The organism is Plesiomonas sp. PI-19 (assembly GCF_021368255.1).
GTDB classification, from domain to species: domain Bacteria; phylum Pseudomonadota; class Gammaproteobacteria; order Enterobacterales; family CAMTGL01; genus Plesiomonas; species Plesiomonas shigelloides.
The window spans coordinates 2,050,465-2,068,280 of sequence record NZ_JAJNMQ010000001.1; the positions used below are offsets into that span (position 1 = coordinate 2,050,465).

The 17,816-nt window shown below is 53.8% G+C and carries 12 protein-coding genes; 1 reads left to right on the top strand and 11 read right to left on the bottom strand.

The genetic code is table 11. The features are described 5' to 3' along the window. Nucleotides 1-348: 348 nt before the first annotated feature. The 6 genes from LQ901_RS09175 to iolC all read right to left on the bottom strand — a co-directional run bounded on the left by LQ901_RS09175 (nucleotide 349) and on the right by iolC (nucleotide 7,790). Nucleotides 349-1,563 (bottom strand): aromatic amino acid transporter, encoded by a 1,215-nt coding sequence (locus LQ901_RS09175; protein ID WP_064977415.1) that lies wholly within the window; start codon nucleotides 1,561-1,563, stop codon nucleotides 349-351. 90 nt (nucleotides 1,564-1,653) lie between these two features. Then, entirely contained in the window at nucleotides 1,654-3,114 is a 1,461-nt protein-coding gene (tnaA, locus tag LQ901_RS09180) for a tryptophanase (RefSeq protein WP_152136002.1), read from the bottom strand. 247 nt (nucleotides 3,115-3,361) lie between these two features. Beyond that, nucleotides 3,362-3,436 (bottom strand): tryptophanase leader peptide, encoded by a 75-nt coding sequence (gene tnaC / locus LQ901_RS16900; protein ID WP_370635680.1) that lies wholly within the window; start codon nucleotides 3,434-3,436, stop codon nucleotides 3,362-3,364. A 352-nt stretch (nucleotides 3,437-3,788) separates the two neighbouring features. Then, nucleotides 3,789-4,628, bottom strand: coding sequence for a 5-deoxy-glucuronate isomerase (gene iolB, locus LQ901_RS09185; RefSeq protein ID WP_064977413.1), 840 nt, complete (start codon nucleotides 4,626-4,628; stop codon nucleotides 3,789-3,791). A gap of 202 nt (nucleotides 4,629-4,830) precedes the next feature. Further along, a complete protein-coding gene (gene iolE, locus LQ901_RS09190; RefSeq protein WP_064977412.1) occupies nucleotides 4,831-5,721 on the bottom strand; it encodes a myo-inosose-2 dehydratase in 891 nt (296 codons plus the stop codon). A 158-nt stretch (nucleotides 5,722-5,879) separates the two neighbouring features. Next, nucleotides 5,880-7,790: a 5-dehydro-2-deoxygluconokinase gene (gene iolC, locus LQ901_RS09195; protein WP_233672177.1), complete on the bottom strand. Its 1,911-nt coding sequence runs from the start codon at nucleotides 7,788-7,790 to the stop codon at nucleotides 5,880-5,882. A gap of 532 nt (nucleotides 7,791-8,322) precedes the next feature. Between iolC and LQ901_RS09200 the strand changes: the two genes are divergently transcribed. Beyond that, nucleotides 8,323-9,219 carry a DMT family transporter gene (locus tag LQ901_RS09200; RefSeq protein ID WP_152117386.1) on the top strand — a complete coding sequence of 299 codons (897 nt, stop codon included), beginning with the start codon at nucleotides 8,323-8,325 and terminating at the stop codon, nucleotides 9,217-9,219. A gap of 21 nt (nucleotides 9,220-9,240) precedes the next feature. On the opposite strand, the gene LQ901_RS09205 is transcribed toward LQ901_RS09200, so the two are convergent. The 5 genes from LQ901_RS09205 to iolD all read right to left on the bottom strand — a co-directional run bounded on the left by LQ901_RS09205 (nucleotide 9,241) and on the right by iolD (nucleotide 17,628). Continuing rightward, nucleotides 9,241-10,071, bottom strand: coding sequence for an exonuclease domain-containing protein (locus LQ901_RS09205; RefSeq protein WP_233672178.1), 831 nt, complete (start codon nucleotides 10,069-10,071; stop codon nucleotides 9,241-9,243). Beyond that, nucleotides 10,068-11,933 (bottom strand): DUF294 nucleotidyltransferase-like domain-containing protein, encoded by a 1,866-nt coding sequence (locus tag LQ901_RS09210; protein ID WP_233672179.1) that lies wholly within the window; start codon nucleotides 11,931-11,933, stop codon nucleotides 10,068-10,070. The genes LQ901_RS09205 and LQ901_RS09210 overlap by 4 nt, the downstream gene beginning before the upstream one ends. Before the next feature lie 184 nt (nucleotides 11,934-12,117). Beyond that, the gene (locus tag LQ901_RS09215; RefSeq protein WP_010862168.1) at nucleotides 12,118-13,827 is read right to left on the bottom strand and encodes a solute:sodium symporter family transporter; all 1,710 of its coding nucleotides are present in this window, start codon (nucleotides 13,825-13,827) and stop codon (nucleotides 12,118-12,120) included. Nucleotides 13,828-13,958: 131 nt separating this feature from the next. After that, a complete protein-coding gene (iolG, locus tag LQ901_RS09220) occupies nucleotides 13,959-14,945 on the bottom strand; it encodes an inositol 2-dehydrogenase (protein WP_010862169.1) in 987 nt (328 codons plus the stop codon). Nucleotides 14,946-15,693: 748 nt separating this feature from the next. Continuing rightward, nucleotides 15,694-17,628: a 3D-(3,5/4)-trihydroxycyclohexane-1,2-dione acylhydrolase (decyclizing) gene (gene iolD / locus LQ901_RS09225; protein WP_152136007.1), complete on the bottom strand. Its 1,935-nt coding sequence runs from the start codon at nucleotides 17,626-17,628 to the stop codon at nucleotides 15,694-15,696. Nucleotides 17,629-17,816: the final 188 nt, after the last annotated feature.

A 17,816-nucleotide genomic window follows, 5' to 3' on the forward strand; every position in this document is an offset into this window, starting at 1 on the left:
AGAAACGAGGGTATTGCTTAATGGTAACAATTTTAGCATAACTTTACTGCTTCTGATGTGTAGTGCGACATACTGACAGGAATGAAGCTAGCCCTTCTGCAATGACTCAGCGCTTAGTTTTCAGAACACGCCATCCCCCCCAGAAAACCGAGCACCCTAACGGCGGACGATTAAACAGCTCATCAACACTCGGAGTAAAAGTCAGACAGGGAAAACTTATGAGGAAAACAGAGAGGGAAAGAGAGAGACAAAAAAGCCGCATACCGGGACGCATACGGCAAATACAGCGGAACAAAACGCAGTGTTAGGCCAGACCTCATCGGTGACATGACCTAACACCGTAGACCATCAGCCATTAAAGACCGGCAGATGCCCCAGCATAGACAGAAAATGGAACACGGCCGTCAGCAGACCAAACAGAATCACCATAATGATCATCGGCTGGCCACCTGGTGCGATGAAGCCCTCTTTTCCACCTTTCATAGCACGTGATTTATACGCCAGCAACGCGGGGATAATACAAGCCCATACGGTGGCGGCCGCACCTGCGTAACCGATTGCCACCACGAAACCAAAAGGAAACAGCAATGACATCAACAGCGGTGGGAAGAAAGTGACGGCCCAAGACTTGGTTCGGCCCACTTTGGTGTCATCAAACTTGAAGAAATCCGCCAGAAAATCGAACACCCCAAGACCCACACCAATGAACGATGAGAGAATCGCAGCCATAGAGAACGCATGAATAGCTTTAGCAATGCTAGCCGATTCAATCACACTGCCCAGCTGCTTTAACAGCACATCAACGTTCCCACCTTGTTGGATCACCGGACCAAACTGATCGCGTGGTAAGTTGCCAAAAATACTCACCAACCACAGGCAATACAGCGCCAGCGCAATCACCGTACCGCCCAAAATGGCGCGCTTGGCTTTATGCTCGCAGCCGTAATAGGCGCGCATAGAGGACACCGAATGGTGATAACCGAACGAGGTCAGGGCTACCGGCAACATCGCCATCGCATACGGCGCATACTGATGTTCTTGGCTCACCGAGTCGAACAAGATAGACAAATTCACTTTGCTGGCTAAACCCGAAACGCCGAACACGAAACTTAATACCATGAAGGCAATCAAAATAACCGAAATACGGTCTACGGCGCGGGTGGAATGCCAAACGAATAATGAGAAACAGAGCACAAATAAAACGGAGGCAATTTTACTGTTTATCCCCATCAAATCTTGAATAATTAACCCAGAGGAAGTGATATAGGCATACAGTAATATTCCGCCGACAAAATAGACGGTCAGATTATTGAAGAAATTAACTTTCTCGCCGAGGAGTTCTTTGGTAACGGAGTTAAAAGAGACTTTCAGATCGTAATGTTTAAAGGCTTCTAGCAGCATCCAGCCAGATATCGTCATCACCACCATGGTAATAGCGATTGCCAAAATTGACCACAGCGTCCATGCTCCGGCCCCGGAACTGGGTAATCCCAGCATACCTGCACCGACACACACACTGGCAATAATACAAGAACCACCTATTAAAGAGGGACTCCGTTCCATATTGTGCTCTCTCATTATTCAGATTATCGGGGGGATTTATTATTTTTACGCAAAAAAAGAGCGCAACATTGCTGTTGCGCTCAGAGAGATTTACAGTGCTGCTTCTAATTCAGCGCCCGCTTTCACGTTAGCAGGGGCAATTTCTTTCAAGCGTGCCGTAAAGTGGCGTAATACGGCTGGCTCATAAGTAAATTCCAACCCTTTCACATGATGGGCATTTTTCTTCACCTCTTGGAACGCTTCGATGATGAAGTCCATGTGCGACTGGGTATAGGTTGCGCGTGGAATGGTCAGGCGCAACAACTCAGCCGGGCATGGATGCTGTTTGCCCGTTGCAGGGTCACGACCCAGCAGCAGAGAGCCGATTTCCACCGCGCGGATCCCCGCCACTTTGTACAGCTCACAAGCCAGTGCATGTGCTGGGAACTGATCGGCTGGGATGTGCGGCAGCAGTTTGCCTGCATCCACGAATGCCGCGTGACCACCGGCTTGCTGACAGACCACGCCGATCGCTTCCAGACCATCCACCAGATACTGTACCTGCTGGATCCGATAGGCCAACCACTCCTGACGCATACCGTCGTACAGACCCACAGCCAGACGCTCCATCGCGCCGCCTTCCAGACCACCGTAGGTCGGGAAGCCTTCTTGCACCACGCACAGGGTGCGGCAGTCGGTGTACACATCCATCATGGATTCATCTTTAAAGCACAGCAAACCGCCCATCTGTACCATGGCATCTTTCTTGGCAGACATCGCCAGACCATCAGCGTACTTATAAGTTTCGCGGGTGATCTCTTCGATGGTCCAGTCTTGATAGCCCGGCTCGCGCTGCTGAATAAAGTAGGCGTTTTCGGCAAAGCGCGCGGAGTCCATGATCACGGGGATATCGTATTTACGCGCGATTTCATACACTGCTTTGAGGTTAGCAATAGATACTGGCTGACCACCGGCGGAGTTACAGGTAATGGTGCTGACAATATAAGGGACGTTAGCTGGACCGGCTTCCAGAATCGCCGCTTCCAGTTTCTCCAGATCGAAGTTACCTTTAAAATCTGCCGTCACCGAGGTGTCGAACGCTTCTTTGGTGTAGACGTTTTTCGCTACACAGCAATTCACTTGCGTGTGGCCTTGCGTGGTATCAAAGAAGTAGTTAGACAGCGCCACCATCTTGCTGCGATCCAGCCCTTTTTCTTTTTCACGCTTTTTAATCAATACCGGGATATAAATCTGCTCAGCACCGCGCCCTTGGTGGGTTGGAATAGTCAGCTCATACCCGAAAATATCTTTCACTGCATTGGCCAGCGCATAGTAACTGCGGCTACCGCTGTAAGCTTCATCACCGCGTAACATCGCCGCCTGCATGTCTTGGGTAATCGCACCGGTGCCGCTATCTGTCAGCAGGTCAATAAACACATCTTCACTGTCGAGCAGGAACGGGTTCATCCCTGCATCAACAATCGCTTTTTCACGATAGGCACGGGTAGTACGTTTTACTGGCTCAATAACACGAATACGGAAAGGCTCTGGTAAGTGTTTGAAGTTTTCCATGGTATGACCTTATTTTATTTAATTTGATAAATTAAACGGAATATTTAATCGCAACGAAAAGTTAATGTTATAGGCGAATAATATCCCGCCGAGCCACTAGCTCGAGATAAATTGGACTCACAACGAATCTGGTGTTAATTAACAATCAATAAATCACTAACCGCCGAAATAATTATTTTCGGAGCACTATAGTTATAATTGACTGTATGCAGGCGCAGAGATGCATGACGCATATCTGGCAAAGAGATTATGCAGCAGGAACAAAGAAAGCGATTTTGTGGTCTAGTGTAACCCAACTTTTAGACTGATTTGAGTTAGCCATTTTATTTTCACCCTAAAATATATCTATTTCAGTGAACAAACTCATTATGGAGAGGGAATAATAAATCGTCATCTGCTAATGCATGAAAGTGAGATGTCGAGTACAAAAAATAAAAACTCTTTCCCGCCCGATTTATGGCTTTTTTATTTATAACAGGAATACGGTGTTTTTTGTTACTCAGGCACGGCGAGATGTCACATTTATACTCTGCTTTCTTTCGGTCAATCGGCTACCGCACCGACCTCGGCCAGTTAAGGTTAATGACAAGGATTAAAATCGCAGACACAAAATCATAGACACAAAAAAGGAGGCGGTATGCCTCCTTGCTGTATGGATGAGAGTCAGTAGCGCGTTATGCATACGCCTCGGTGTTGATCCACGCATGCTCGGGCTCCCACGTAAAACGCCATTGGCGCACAGGACCAGCCATCACATTCAGATAATAGTTATCGTAACCGGCCAACGTCGCGACCGGATGATAACCGCGCGGCGCCATCACCACATCTTTGTCATACACCGCCATCGACTCATCCAACGAACGATCATCGGTGTACACGCGCTGGAAACAAAAACCCTGTGGCGGGTTGATACGGTGGTAATAGGTTTCTTCCAGATAAGTTTCGTGTGGTGGATTGGCGGTGTCATGCTTATGACTAGGATAAGAGCTGGTACAGCCCTCTTCGGTGAACACTTCCACCACCAGCAAACTATCGGCCTGCGCGGTGTCAGGCAAAATATTGTGCACATAGCGCCGATTGTGACCACGGCCTCGCGCTTCCGCGCCGATATCCACCGGTGTAATCAGACGCGAGGGATAGGTGCCTTTGCCCGGTGCACGGCATACCGCCAACTCCAACGGCGATAAGGCGGTGATCTGGCAGCTATCGCCTTGCGTTACATATACGGCATAGGGCTTTTTATGCTGCCCGCCAGACTGCGCCGATTCACAGGCAAATGGGTTATCTCGCTCACCGATTGCAGAATATTCAACATGTGGCGTGGTGACCCTCGCCATCCCTCCGAGTAATACCAGACAGCGCTCATCGCTATCGGCAGCAAACGACAGCTGCTGGCCCGCTTGCAATTCATACACAGTAAATCCGACATGCTGCCAGCCCGCCCGCGCCGGCGTGATATTTTGAGTTTGCCCGGTGGCATCAGGCTGCTGGTAACGGGATAACAGGCTTGGCATGTTCAGCTCCTTAAACCTTAGCATGTAAATATCGCGGTTAAATTTGAGACTTAAAAAGTGCGGTTTAGATGCAATCACAGCCAGTATGGCGAGCATACCGGCTGAGTGGTGACCACAATAAGGGTGACAGCAATCGTGGTTAGAACAATCGCGGTTAGAACAATGCGCGCTCACCTAAACCCGATGAGCGCTTAGGTGACCCTTACAGCAAGCCGGCATCCTCGGCAAAGCGATGTAAATTGTTATAGCCAAGGCGCGCGTAAGTCAGCGGATGGGCAATCGCTGGATCTTGCTCCGCTTCCACCACCAACCAGCCTTGGTAATTTACCCGCTTAAGCTCACGGAATACCGCCGGATAGTCCACACAACCATCACCCGGTACGGTATAAACACCGGCCAGTACCGCATTGAGGAAGCTCATTTTTTTGTTCTTCACTTCGGCCAAGACCGCTGGGCGCACATCTTTACAGTGCACGTGGTTGATGCGTTTTGCCCAGCGCGCCGCCACGGCTACCGGATCAACCCCAGCAAAAGTCAGGTGACCGGTATCCAGCAGCAATCCCACTTCCTCACCGGTATGCTGCATCAGCAGATCGATATCCTGCTCAGTTTCAATCATGGTGCCCATGTGATGGTGATAGGCAATCTGCACCCCCTGACTTTGGGTATAGCGGGCAAACTCGGTCAGTTTGGCACCATATTCCGCCCAGCGCTCGGCAGGGAAATGCGGACGCTGATTGACCGGCACTTGCTGCTTACCGTGAATACAATCCGTCACTTCACAGAACACCATCACGTTGGCACCGAGCTCGCGCAGTAAAGTCAGGTGATCTTGCACTGCGGCAATTTCCTCCTCCACACTGCGCGTCAGCAGTTCACCGGAGTACCAGCCAGACACCAGTTTCAGTTGGTGACGCGCCAAAATCGGGCCCAGCAAACTGGCTTGGCGCGGGAACTTGTTGCCGAGTTCAAAGCCTTCGAAACCAGCCAGTTTACCTTCGCTCAGGCAGGTTTCTAGCGGGGTTTCCGCCCCCAGAGAAGGCAGGTCGTCATTGGTCCAGGTCAGCGGGTTAATGCCCAGTTGTACGGTCATGATCGTGCTCCTTGAGATAAGACGGTTCCGGTATCGAATCCCGGTATCAAATCAATGTAGGTTTGATGTTTTAAATCCTGATTTCCGTAACAAGCTCAATAATGGTTTTCTGATCCAATCTTCTGAAAAGCCCAAGTGATGAGCTCTTCAGAGGCAAATCACTGCGCTTTGCGCTGCCGCCACAAGGCAATCAGACGCAAATAGTTATCACTGATCCGCGCAATTAGGGTGTCATCATCAATGTTGCCGGCCAGCCAATCCCGTGACGGCTGTCCAAACAAGGTGCGGCCCACGGCAAATCCTTTCACGCGGCTGGACGCTGCCGAGGCGGCAAATCCGGCGGCCAGCTCACTTTCTGGCGCATCCAAGCCAAGCAGCACCACACCGCGACAATGTGGATCGCGCTCGGCAATCAAGGCATCCAACGTCTGCCAACTTTCAGCCTGCAGCGGCGGTAACTTCCACCAATCTGGTTTGATGCCAAGGTTATAAAAGCGCTGTACGGCGCGCAGATACAGATCATCGGTGCGCGGCATGTTGGCCGGTAAAATCACTTCCAACAGCAGCTCATGGCCGCTTTGGCAACAGGCGTTATACACTTCGCTGACCATACACTCTTGTTCGCGGCGCAATTGTGGTTGGTCTTCGGGATGGAAGAACACCAGACACTTCACCACGTGCTCTAGCGGCCAGCTCACCAGCTGAGAGCCAATATCGCCGTGCTCCAACGCCAGCGGACGTGACCCTGGCAGCTCAATCGGTCGGCCAATCCACCAGCCGCGACCGGTAACATCATTGAGCACATCCTGACCGTAGGTGCTATCGCACAATAACCCTGCTTGCCCTTGTAGCCCCGCCATCTCAGCACTGCGACGGCTGGCGGCATAGATCAGCGATTTCAGCTGCGAAATACGGCTGAGCGGCGCGCCGGTCTCACGCGCCATATCGACAAACTGACTGCGATGATCGAAGGCCATCACGCACAGCTCATCCCAGCGCTGAGAACGCGTGGTCACGCGGTGCAAGTGATTAAGACGCTCATCCAGATCCGGACGCGGCACTTCTGCGGCGCGGCTTAGATAGTCGTCCAACTCTTCGGCGGTCGGCATCGCTGGCGCACAGCCGTGGCGTGATACCACCAATGCGCCACAAGCATTGGCATAGGCGCACGCTTGCTCCCAGCTTTCTCCACGCAAATAACCGCGCAGCAAACCTGACATAAAGGCATCGCCCGCGCCCAACACATTCAGTACCGCCACGCGCACACCCTGTACGGTGATCCCCTCATCCAACGTCGCCGGAATAGCATCGGTAAAGACCGAACAGCCGAGCGGACCGCGCTTGCACACCAGTACCGCGCCGGTCAACTCACGCACCTTACGCAAGGCAGCGATGGTATCGGTTGAGCCACCGGCAATGTGGAACTCCTCTTCGGTGCCAACGATTAAGTCAAACAGCCCCAACACCTCTTGCAGCTGCGCGGTAACTTGCTCATCGGCGATGAACCGGGTTTCACCGTCCCCTAAGGATGTCAGCCCCCACAGTACCGGGCGGTAATCCAGATCAATGGCGGTTTGTACGCCGTGACGGCGGGCATAGTGCAGCGCAGTCAGTACCGCATCGCGAGTTTTCGGGTGTGACAGGTGGGTGCCGGTGATCGCCAAACAACGTGCAGAAGCGATGTAGTTTTCATCCACATCGGCACGGGTAATCGCCATATCGGCACAATTTTCACGGTAGAAAATCAGCGGGAAAGTCTCTTGGTCTTTAATGCCCAGCAGCACCAAGGCGGTCAGGTGTTCATGGTCAGTGATCAGATGGCTGGTATCACATCCTGCGCGATTTAGCTCTTCACGCAGGAAACGGCCCATATGTTCATCTCCCACCCGCGCCAGCATGGAAGAGCGCAACCCCAAGCGCGCGGTGCCAAAAGCAACGTTGCCAGATGAACCGCCGAGATATTTGGCGAAGCTCCCCATATCTTCCAGACGAGAGCCAATCTGCCGGCCGTACAAATCTACCGCCACTCGCCCCATACAAATCAGATCAAACTTTTTTTCACTGTTCATGACTGACTCCATTCTCCATTACCCGCTGGGTAAACAGCAAAAGTGCAGGCTGCGCTTACTTTTGCCGGATGATTTTCGCCGGATGATCCTTGGTGCTCACCCAAGCGATCTCCCCGCTCCGGCATTTCATAGCAATCACGATACGGAATATTTATTTCACTAACAATGATTTTTGAACTTAAAATTTCAACATGTGATCAGACAGGAACTTTTGTTTCGCCAGAAGTCACAACACCGCACTCATCCCCCATCGCACCACGTCAATTCACTGCGCCACAAACCCAATAGACAGCTCGCGTAACACGCAGAGCCAACGTAAGAGAAAAAGGAAAATAGAGAGAAAGAAGGAAAAGAGAGAACCCTGCGGGGTGAAATGAAATGCATGAAACGGCAGGTCAAGCGGTCGGCGGGTCAATGCAAAACAGCAGATAACAACACCGCGGAACACGAGACAACAGGACATGAGATAGTTCGCATTCTGCCTAGCACGAAATCAGTAAAATAAATTTTTAATTCATAGGGATAGAATGACGTGACCGGTAGCGTATTTGCCGCAATTTTGCTGGCCGCTTTTTTACATGCGCTATGGAACGCGCTGGCCAAACGTCATCCACAAGGACAAACCGGGGTACAGTGGGTCGCCCTGTTTTCGGGGGTATTTGCCCTGTTGCCACTGCCGTGGTTCGGCTTGCCACAAGCGGCCGAATTACCTTGGCTGATGCTGTCACTCCTGATGCACACCGGTTATCTCTTATTTTTAGGCAAAGCCTACCAATTGGGGGATTTCGGCCAGATTTATCCTCTCGCACGCGGCAGCGCACCGTTACTTACCCTGCTGGCCGGTGCAGTGCTGCTCGGTGAATGGCCCCCCGAAACGGCGGCGCTAGGCGCGGTAGTGCTGATTGGCGGCATTTTATTGATGGCGCGAGCCAGCGCGGTGCGCGCTGCGTCACCGATAGCGGGAACGCCGCAAACCACAGCTACGCCAACCCCAACAGTAAGCCGAGTGCGCTTAATGGCCACCATCGGCGCGACCGCCTTGTGCACCACCGGCTACTCGCTGGCTGATGGCATGGGGGCTCGAGCCGGTGATATGCCGATCCGCTATGCGCTGTGGCTGTTTTCCTTAACCGCGTTGCTCACGCCATTCTTGCTACGCCACTATGCCGGTGTGCATTGGTGGCGACCGGGGCGTCGGGTGTTGGTGCGCAGTGCCATTGGCGGTGCGCTGTCACTTATCGCTTACGGAATCGTAATTTGGGCGATGAGTCAGGCTCCGATTGGCTTAGTCGCGGCCCTACGTGAAAGCAGCGTGCTGTTCGCGCTACTGCTTTCGGTTGTGTGGCTCGGCGAGCCGCTACAGCGGCGGCGACTGTTAGCTGGCCTGACTATCTTAGCGGGGATCTTGCTGCTCAAACTGGGTACGTGAGTACCCGCTTACCTTAACGCGTCACGACAGACTACGCCGGTACAGCTCACTCAATTGTGGACGCCGACCGGCAAAGATGTGTTTCATCTGTACCAACAGCAATTCCCCCGTCGCGACGGCATCGGCTAGGGCATTGTGCGCCAGATAAGCGGGCAATCCGTAACTGCGGCGAATCTCACTGAGCCGATAATCTCGCCGTGCTGAATGTCGATTACCCGCCAGTGAACGCTCCAAAGCCAAGGTATCGAGCCACAGTAGCGGTAGCTCCGCCTGTAGGCCGAAGCAGGCGCTCACCCACTGCTGCAAAAACTGCCGTTCAATGGCCGCACCATGCGCAACTAAAATGGGAAAACCAGCATGCGCAGGCTCTGTACGCGTTGCGCCATGCGGTTGACCCTCGCCCCTAACGCTGCACTCAACATCGGCCATAGCGCAAGCACTATTCTGACCGGCCAGCGCAGTGAACAGGTGCATCAACGCCTGTGAGGCGCTCATCCCTTGTTGCAGGGTTTGCGGCAAGATGTGGTTAATCACTGCCGTATCGGCGCGCACCTGCGCACAAGCATCCAAATACAGGTGTTGTGATTGGCCCAGCTGCACCATGCCAGCACGGATCGGCACCATCCCGAGCGATAATACGCTGTCTTGCTGCGCATCTAGCCCCGTGGTTTCCATATCCAACACCAGCATATCCAACGACCACGGGTCGGCCTCGCTGGCGGGCAATGGCGGCAATAAAAACTGATGAACTAAAGGCTGCGCAGCTTGCAATGTAAGGAAGTGCTCACGTCGTAAGGCCAAGCGCGACAGGGGGGCGCGGCGAAAATGGCGCAAGGCGCTAAATATGCTCATCGCAAGATCCCCTGCGCATGAAAACGCTGCAACGCCGCTTCTTGGGTACGTGCAATGATCCGAAAGGCGTCTTTCAAATGGTTGCGCTCAAATTGGGTTAAATCCGCAGGCGATACGCTGTTAGCAGGGCGGCGACCTTGCAACATAGCTTGTCGCTGATGGGTAAAACGTACCTGATTGATAAAATAGAACGCCTCACACAGCTCACGCCGACTGCCTTCGCTAATAATACCGGCCTGCACCGCGCCACTGAGGCGACTGTCAGTATCGGTGGCTCGGCAAGCACCGGCTAAAGCATAAATGCGGGCTAATTCGACAATCAGGTTCACCGCCTGCTTTTTAATGTGCAACACACTGCGATTTTCGCCATCGCGCGCCAACACAAACTGGCGAAACATGCCGAGCGGCGGAGTGATCCTCAGCGAATTGGCCACTAGCACCGCAATAAAGCGTCGATTGGCCGCCGTTTCGGCATACAGATAGCGTTGCAAACGCTCGACCAGCGCCGTTGAGCCATACAGCGCCCGCAAATCGAGAAATACGCTGACATTCAATAGCGCCTCGGCCTCAGGCTCTCGCACCCAGTGCCGGTAATAGCCTTCCCAAGTACGAATATCGGTACACCACTGCGGATTTGACGCCATCATATGCCCTGGGCACAGTGGATAACCGCACTCGGCCAGCGCATAGCAAACCCACTCCGCCAGTCGGCGAAAATACTCTTTCTCTTCGCCGCTGACCGGCCGACCGGTGATAATGGCGTTGTCTTGATCCGAGAGTGGGTGCATCTCTTGGCGCGCCTGAGAGCCGGCCACCATCCACGCATAGTCGCACGGCGGCGCGCCCAGCTCGCGCTCGGCCAATTGCAGTAAACGCTTATTAAAGGCATCAGCAATCAGGGTCATCATCTGTTGAATGGTGCGCACATGAGCGCCATTTTCCACCAGCGCTTCAAAAATCGCTTGGCGCTGCACGCCCAGCGCCCGTAGCGCGGTGACGGACTCTTGCCGATAAATACGGCTGATCAGAAACACCGCCTGCACCCGACTTTTGCTGACCAAACTGGTGGCGGTCAGTACGCCGCACACCTTGCCCAGCTCCACCACCGGCAAGCTGCGCACGTTATGCTGCATCATCAGCTCCACGGCGCGCAGCAGCGGTTCACGGGCATCAATGGTGCACGGCGACACCGTCATCACCTCGGCCACTGGGCCGTTGAGGTCGCGTCCCTCGGCGACCACCCGCTTGGTCAAGTCGCGATCGGTGATAATGCCAAGCAGCCGTTCATCGTCCATCACCAACGCCGAGGAGCGATGACAGCGCACCATCTCGCGCGCAGCGGCGCTGATCGAGGTGTGCGGCGTCACTACGGCCATATCGCGATTGACCATCTCGGCCACCGGCTTGAGGTACAGCAAATCATCGTCGGTAAGGCTGGTACGTGTCTGGCCGCCGGCCAGACGCTGATGCTCGGCGGTGGCAAAATGGTGCTGCAACGCCGGATTGTCGGTCATCACCTGATACAGCACCGCTTTGGGGATGCGGTACAGCAAGGTATTTTCCAATGCGGTCACGCTGTAGGCACTGTCGCCCTCGCGCTCTAGCTGACTAAATCCGAACAAATCGCCACTGCCCAGACGGGCGCGCAAGGTGCGATCAGGATGGCGCTGCTCGACCGCGCCGCTTCGCACCAGATACAGCCCTTGTCCCACCAATAATGTGGCCGGTAGCGTTTCCCCCTGCACCCAGTACGAAATATCAATCTGCGCCGCCAACTCGGCGCGCACCGCATCTGGCAAAGCATCAAACGGGTCGATTTGCGATAAAAACAGGCAGATATTGGGCAGCAACGACTCATCCATCACCGGAATGCTCCTTTTGATCTTGTCATTTTTTATCTTGTTCTCTGAACATCCCCTGACTCTCGCTAGCCAAGGCACGCCAAATAGCAACGCCCCCGCACGACGTCAAAGCGTTAGCGCAGGGGCGTTATGACACTCAACTTAGGTTGGCCAATACTCGGCATCCCCAAATTGTGGTACGCAATTAAGCCTCATCCTCCAACTCTGGCACCATCGGCTGATTACGCTGCATACCAAACAGCTCACGACCAATGCCCCAGAACACGTAACCCAGCGCAGCCACCGCGAAGGTGTAATACACCGCCATCAACCAGCCCGGTACGTTTTGCGCCAAGAACACGTACATAGACACCGAACCCAAGGTGATCAGCACCGCCACCGGACGCACCAGCGACCACGGCTGAATATCCACCTGCTTGGTGTACACCTCTTGATAGGCCTCTTGCGGGAAGAAGTGACCAATCAGCAGCATGAATACCACGTTCAGCAAAAACAAAATGCCGAGCAGATGGAAGAAGTGGATATCGACCTTGAACACGAAATTAAACAGGATATAGGCCGACATGCCGAACAGCAGCCCCAGCTTGGCAGCAATTGCCGGTACGCGTTTGGTCAGCAAACCGACCAACACCACGCTCAAAATTGGCGCGTTGAAAATACCTTGCAGCTGTTGGATCAGGTAGAACAGGCCATCTGGCGCATTCGCCACCAGCGGTGCCACGATCATGGAAATCAACGCCAGTCCTAAGCCCAGATATTTACCCACGGCAACGGTTTGCGCTTCGGTCGCATCCGGTTTGAGGGATTTTTTGAAGATATTGACGGTAAACAATGTCACCGAGGAGTTCAAACCGCCGCTGAAGGTTGAGAATACCGCCCCCACCACCACGGCGGCGAAGAACCCCACCAACACTTCCGGCAACACCAGTTGCACCAGATTTGGGTACGCGTTATCAGGATTATCAATCTGCCCTTGGAAAATATGGAAGGCGATAATGCCCGGCAAAATGATGATGGATGGGATCATCAGTTTGAAAAAGGCGCACAGCAGAACCCCTTTTTGTCCTTCTGCCAGATTCTTGGCTCCCAGCGCTTTTTGCACAATCGACTGGTTCGTACACCAGAAAAACATGTTGGAGATGATAAGACCGGTGAACAAGGTGGAGAACGGCACCAGCGAATCTTCCGCGCCGATGGAGTTAAACTTGGCAGGGTTATTGGTGTACACCTCAACCATGCCGGTCCACACGTTGCCGTCGCCAACATAGGCCAGCGCAAACAGCGTTACCATCAAGCCACCGGTGATCAAGCCCACCCCGTTGATGGTATCGGCCACCGCGATGGCTTTGATCCCGCCAAATACCGCGTAAATCGCGCCCAAACCGCCCACGCCCCACACCATGATCCACAGCGCGGTGGTTTTATCCACGCTGAACACATGCGAGACTTGAAACAGGCTTTCCAGCGCAATCGCCCCGGTATACAGCACGATCGGCAGCAGCGAAATCACGTACATCCCCAAGAATAAAATCGAAGTGATGGTCAGCGTTTGCTTATCAAAGCGCCGTTCAAGGTATTCGGGAATGGTTGAGATCCCCAGTTTTAAGTATTTCGGCAAGAATACGATAGCGAATAACACAATGGTCATCGCCGCCATCACTTCCCACGCCATAACGATAAAACCGGTGCGAAATGACAGGCCATTTAAGCCGACCAAGTGCTCGGTGGAGAGGTTCATCAGCAGCATAGAGCCGCCGATATAGATGCCGGTCAGCGAACGTCCGCCCAGAAAATAGCCTTCGGCGGAATCGGTCAGATGAGCATTATGGGTTTTGTAATACGCAAATCCGGCCACGAACAGGGTAAAACCGACAAACGAAATAAAAGCTAACATTGTGTGCTTCTCCGTGTCTTTCGTTTCTGTTTTACGTTACCGCCCCTTCCACAGGCGGCACGGACACTCTCTAAGAGGGGTACAATCGGATCAGACAGCAGGGGCGTTGCCGCCCCTGACAGATAAGGGAATTACAGCTGAACTTCTTTGCCGCTGCGTAGGGATTCCAGCGCTTTGTCCGCCAGATACAGGGCTTGTTCGCCATCATAGCCGCTGCATTGTGGCTCGGCGCGACCGGCCAACACATCGGCAAAATGCTCCCACTCGGCCTGATAGGCGGCGGCATAACGCTGCAAGAAGAAGTGTTCAGGTTTAGCGGCTACGCAGCCCGCTTCGCTCCACTGCTCAACGGCGTTTTCGTGGATATTTTTCGCCGTCAGCAAGCCTTGTGAACCGTGCAGCTCAATGCGCTGATCATAGCCATAACCGGAGCGACGGCTGTTGGAGATCGTCGCCATAGCGCCCGATGGGAAGGTCAGCACCACAAACGCAGTATCAATATCACCGGCAGCGCCGATGGCCGGATCCACCAGATTGCTGCCTTTGGCGTACACGGCAACCGGGTCTTCGCCCATGATGAAACGCGCCATATCAAAGTCATGGATGGTCATATCGCGGAACATCCCACCGGAGACTTTGACATAGGTGGCTGGCGGCGGCGACGGGTCACGGGAGGTGATCACCAAAGACTCCGCCTTGCCAATCGCGCCTGCGCTCAGCATTTCGCGCACTTTACGAAATTGCGGGTCATAACGGCGGTTAAAGCCGATAAATAGCGGGACATTGCACTCACGTACGGTAGCCAGACAATCGCGCACCCGCGCCAAGTCCAGATGCACCGGTTTTTCGCAGAAGATAGCCTTGCCGGCGCGCGCCGCTTGCTCAATCAAATCGGCATGGGTATCGGTGGCCGAGGCAATCATCACTGCCTGCACATTCGGATCGGCCATGGCCTCTTCGGCACTCTGCACTTTGGCGCCATACTTGTGCGCCAACGCTTCAGCACCGGCCTGGTGCGGGTCAATCACCGAGTACAGGCAAGTTTCCTTGTGTCCGGCAATGTTCACGGCATGGACCTGTCCGATGCGGCCAGCTCCGAATAACGCGATATTGTACATAGCAACTCCTTGATACTGTGTATCCGTAAGGTAGAGAGGCAGAGGTCAGCGCATGGGCGCGGCATCTGCTGTTGTTCTGTTGTTATGTCCCAGCGCCGGTCACCCTATCGGCCTGCTCGCAAGCCCTTCGTGTCGGCATCCATGCTGGTATGCTAAAAACATAGCACGCGAAACGTTTATTTCAATTTAATTTATATTGGATATTTTATTTTTGCTGGCGAGGTAACAGTTTGCATCAATTCACGCTGAACCGATGTCAGCGCGGTCGCATAACGTAATTAATTCAATAAAAAACATTGTGTTACGAGTCTGATTGGACGCTATTCGGCTCGAGTCCCGCAGCATCGCCCTGCGCAAGATCACGCCACCATGATGAAACTGCTAAGCCATACAACCATAAAATTGAAGAAATGAAAGTTCCATTTTTACTGAATGCGAAATACAAGTGCAGCAAATGACACGCGAAGCGTAGCGGCAAGAAAAAGGGAGCAAAGAGAATAGAAAAAGACGATAAAGGCAATTGAATAAGATAAAAGAAAGAAAATAACGCAAAGAACAACAAGGCGCAGGGAACGAAAAAAGGGGGCCTACGCCCCCGAACAGCAGAAACAGGCCAGCGCACACGAATCAGCACGCCGTCTGAACAGCTAAAGCAGAGCGATTAACTCCGCAGGCTCACTCACCATGGCCGGTCGCCCCAGCGCCCGGCCTATACCCATGACTTAAGCATTAATCCATGACTTAAGCATTAATATTGACGCGCTACCGTACGCAGCACCTGTTGAATATCCTCAGCCGCCGCCACAATGGCCGGATTATCCGCCACCTGCGCCGTACCGGTGCGCCACCACGCAGCGTAACCGTGGGTCATGGTTTTGGGCAGCACTTTGATATCTATCAGCACTGGCGCGGTTTGCTGCGCGGCATCGGCCAACGCAGCAAACAATTCGGCTTCATTGTGCACTCGATAACTCACGCAGCCATAACTGGCGGCATTGGCCGCAAAGTCCACCTTCACGAGCGGCCCGCTCATCTGGCCAGTACGAGGATCGCGATGCCGGTTTTCGGTCCCGAAACTGCCCATGCCCTGCCCCATTTGCAGGTTATTGATGCAACCAAAACCAGCGTTATCAAACAGCAGCACGGTAATTTTGATCCCCTCTTGCACCGCCGTTTGCAGCTCAGAGTGCAGCATTAGGTAAGAGCCATCGCCGACAAAGGCATACACCGGCTGCTGTGGAGCGGCGATTTTGGCGCCCACCGCAGCGGCAATCTCATAGCCCATACACGAATAGCCGTACTCCATGTGGTAAGTGTCAGCCACTTTCGGTCGCCACATGCGCTGCAAATCTCCTGGAAGCGAGCCAGCCGCGCCGACCACAATCGCATCCGGCGCTAAGACTTGGTCTAACAGCCCCAGCACGCGGGTTTGTGTCAAATGGGTTTGCAGGGTATCCATATACTCCGGCAGGCGATCATCGAGCTGACCGGCCACTTCCGGCACAAACTGCTCATCCACCTCAATGGCGGCCAAGCGTTGCCACTCTTGCTCCCACGCCGCTCTCGCTTGGGCAATCTCGTTGCCATAAGCGGCCTGATAGCCGGTTGGCGCTAACACGCCATGCAGCGCTTGCAACGCAGCGCGCGCATCGGCCACCACCGGCACCGCATCGAGCTTCATGGCATCAAAAGCCGCGATATTGATGGTCAGAAAATCCACCTGTGGATGGCGAAACAAGCTTTTTGATGCCGTAGTGAAATCAGTGAAACGGGTTCCGACCCCGATAATCAAATCCGCTTCTGCCGCCAAGGTATTGGCCGCCAAACAACCGGTGGTGCCCAGCCCGCCACAATTGAGCGGGTGATCGGCAGGGATCGCCCCTTTACCCGCTTGCGTTTCGGCAAACGGAATGCCAAAGCACTCGGCGAAACGGCGAAACGCCTCATGCGCCTGCGAGTAACGCACCCCTCCACCGCACACCAACAGCGGCTTTTTCTTTGATAGCAGTAAAGTCAGGGCATCATCCAACATGGCCGCGGTTGGCGGGCGGCGCTCCAAACGGTGCACGCGCTTGCGAAAGAAAGAATCGGGGAAATCATAGGCTTCGGCTTGCACATCTTGCGGCAAACACACCGTAACCGCGCCCGTATCGGCCGGATCGGTCAGCACGCGCATGGCATTGAGCATCGCACTCATCAGCTGCTCTGGGCGCGAAACGCGATCCCAATAGCGCGATACCGGACGGAAACAATCGTTGGTGCTGATCGAGGCATCATGATACTGCTCAACCTGCTGCAACACCGGATCAGGCTGGCGGGTCGCAAACAGATCGCCAGGCAGTAACAAAATCGGCAAGCGGTTGGCGGTGGCTGTCGCGGCGGCCGTCACCATATTGGCCGCGCCCGGCCCTACTGATGAGGTGACCGCACAGATCCGGCGGCGTTTGTGCTGTTTGGCAAAACCGAGCGCGATGTGCGCCATCCCTTGCTCATTGCAGCCTTGATACACCTGCAAGTCACCAGCATCTTGCTCCAACGCCTGCCCCAATCCCAGCACGTTACCGTGCCCGAAAATGGTGAAGATCCCGTGTACGAACTTCTCCTCCACGCCGTCCACGTCGATATATTGCTGGTTCAAAAATTTCACCAGCGCCTGTGCGGTTGTCATTCTCTCTGTGCGCATAGCCACAACTCCAGATTCCCTGCTACCGTCACGCTGCCCGCATAACGGCGGCGCGCCTGCTTTCCGGCCAAGCCGGTGCCTTTGCTGTTCGCATTATTTCCATAACGATTACTTTATAGAATATTTATTTCATTTAAAGATTTATTCGAAATGAAATTGCCGGAGTGTGATCCGCATGCGGTTAAGCA

What these genes read in the sequence shown, in the direction of transcription:
- LQ901_RS09205 (WP_233672178.1), bottom strand. Translation starts at nt 10,071, where the DNA reads ATGAGCATATTTAGCGCCTTGCGCCATTTTCGCCGCGCCCCCCTGTCG.
- iolD (WP_152136007.1), bottom strand. Translation starts at nt 17,628, where the DNA reads ATGCGCACAGAGAGAATGACAACCGCACAGGCGCTGGTGAAATTTTTG.
- tnaA (WP_152136002.1), bottom strand. Translation starts at nt 3,114, where the DNA reads ATGGAAAACTTCAAACACTTACCAGAGCCTTTCCGTATTCGTGTTATT.
- LQ901_RS09215 (WP_010862168.1), bottom strand. Translation starts at nt 13,827, where the DNA reads ATGTTAGCTTTTATTTCGTTTGTCGGTTTTACCCTGTTCGTGGCCGGA.
- iolC (WP_233672177.1), bottom strand. Translation starts at nt 7,790, where the DNA reads ATGAACAGTGAAAAAAAGTTTGATCTGATTTGTATGGGGCGAGTGGCG.
- LQ901_RS09210 (WP_233672179.1), bottom strand. Translation starts at nt 11,933, where the DNA reads ATGGATGAGTCGTTGCTGCCCAATATCTGCCTGTTTTTATCGCAAATC.
- iolE (WP_064977412.1), bottom strand. Translation starts at nt 5,721, where the DNA reads ATGACCGTACAACTGGGCATTAACCCGCTGACCTGGACCAATGACGAC.
- LQ901_RS09175 (WP_064977415.1), bottom strand. Translation starts at nt 1,563, where the DNA reads ATGGAACGGAGTCCCTCTTTAATAGGTGGTTCTTGTATTATTGCCAGT.
- iolG (WP_010862169.1), bottom strand. Translation starts at nt 14,945, where the DNA reads ATGTACAATATCGCGTTATTCGGAGCTGGCCGCATCGGACAGGTCCAT.
- iolB (WP_064977413.1), bottom strand. Translation starts at nt 4,628, where the DNA reads ATGCCAAGCCTGTTATCCCGTTACCAGCAGCCTGATGCCACCGGGCAA.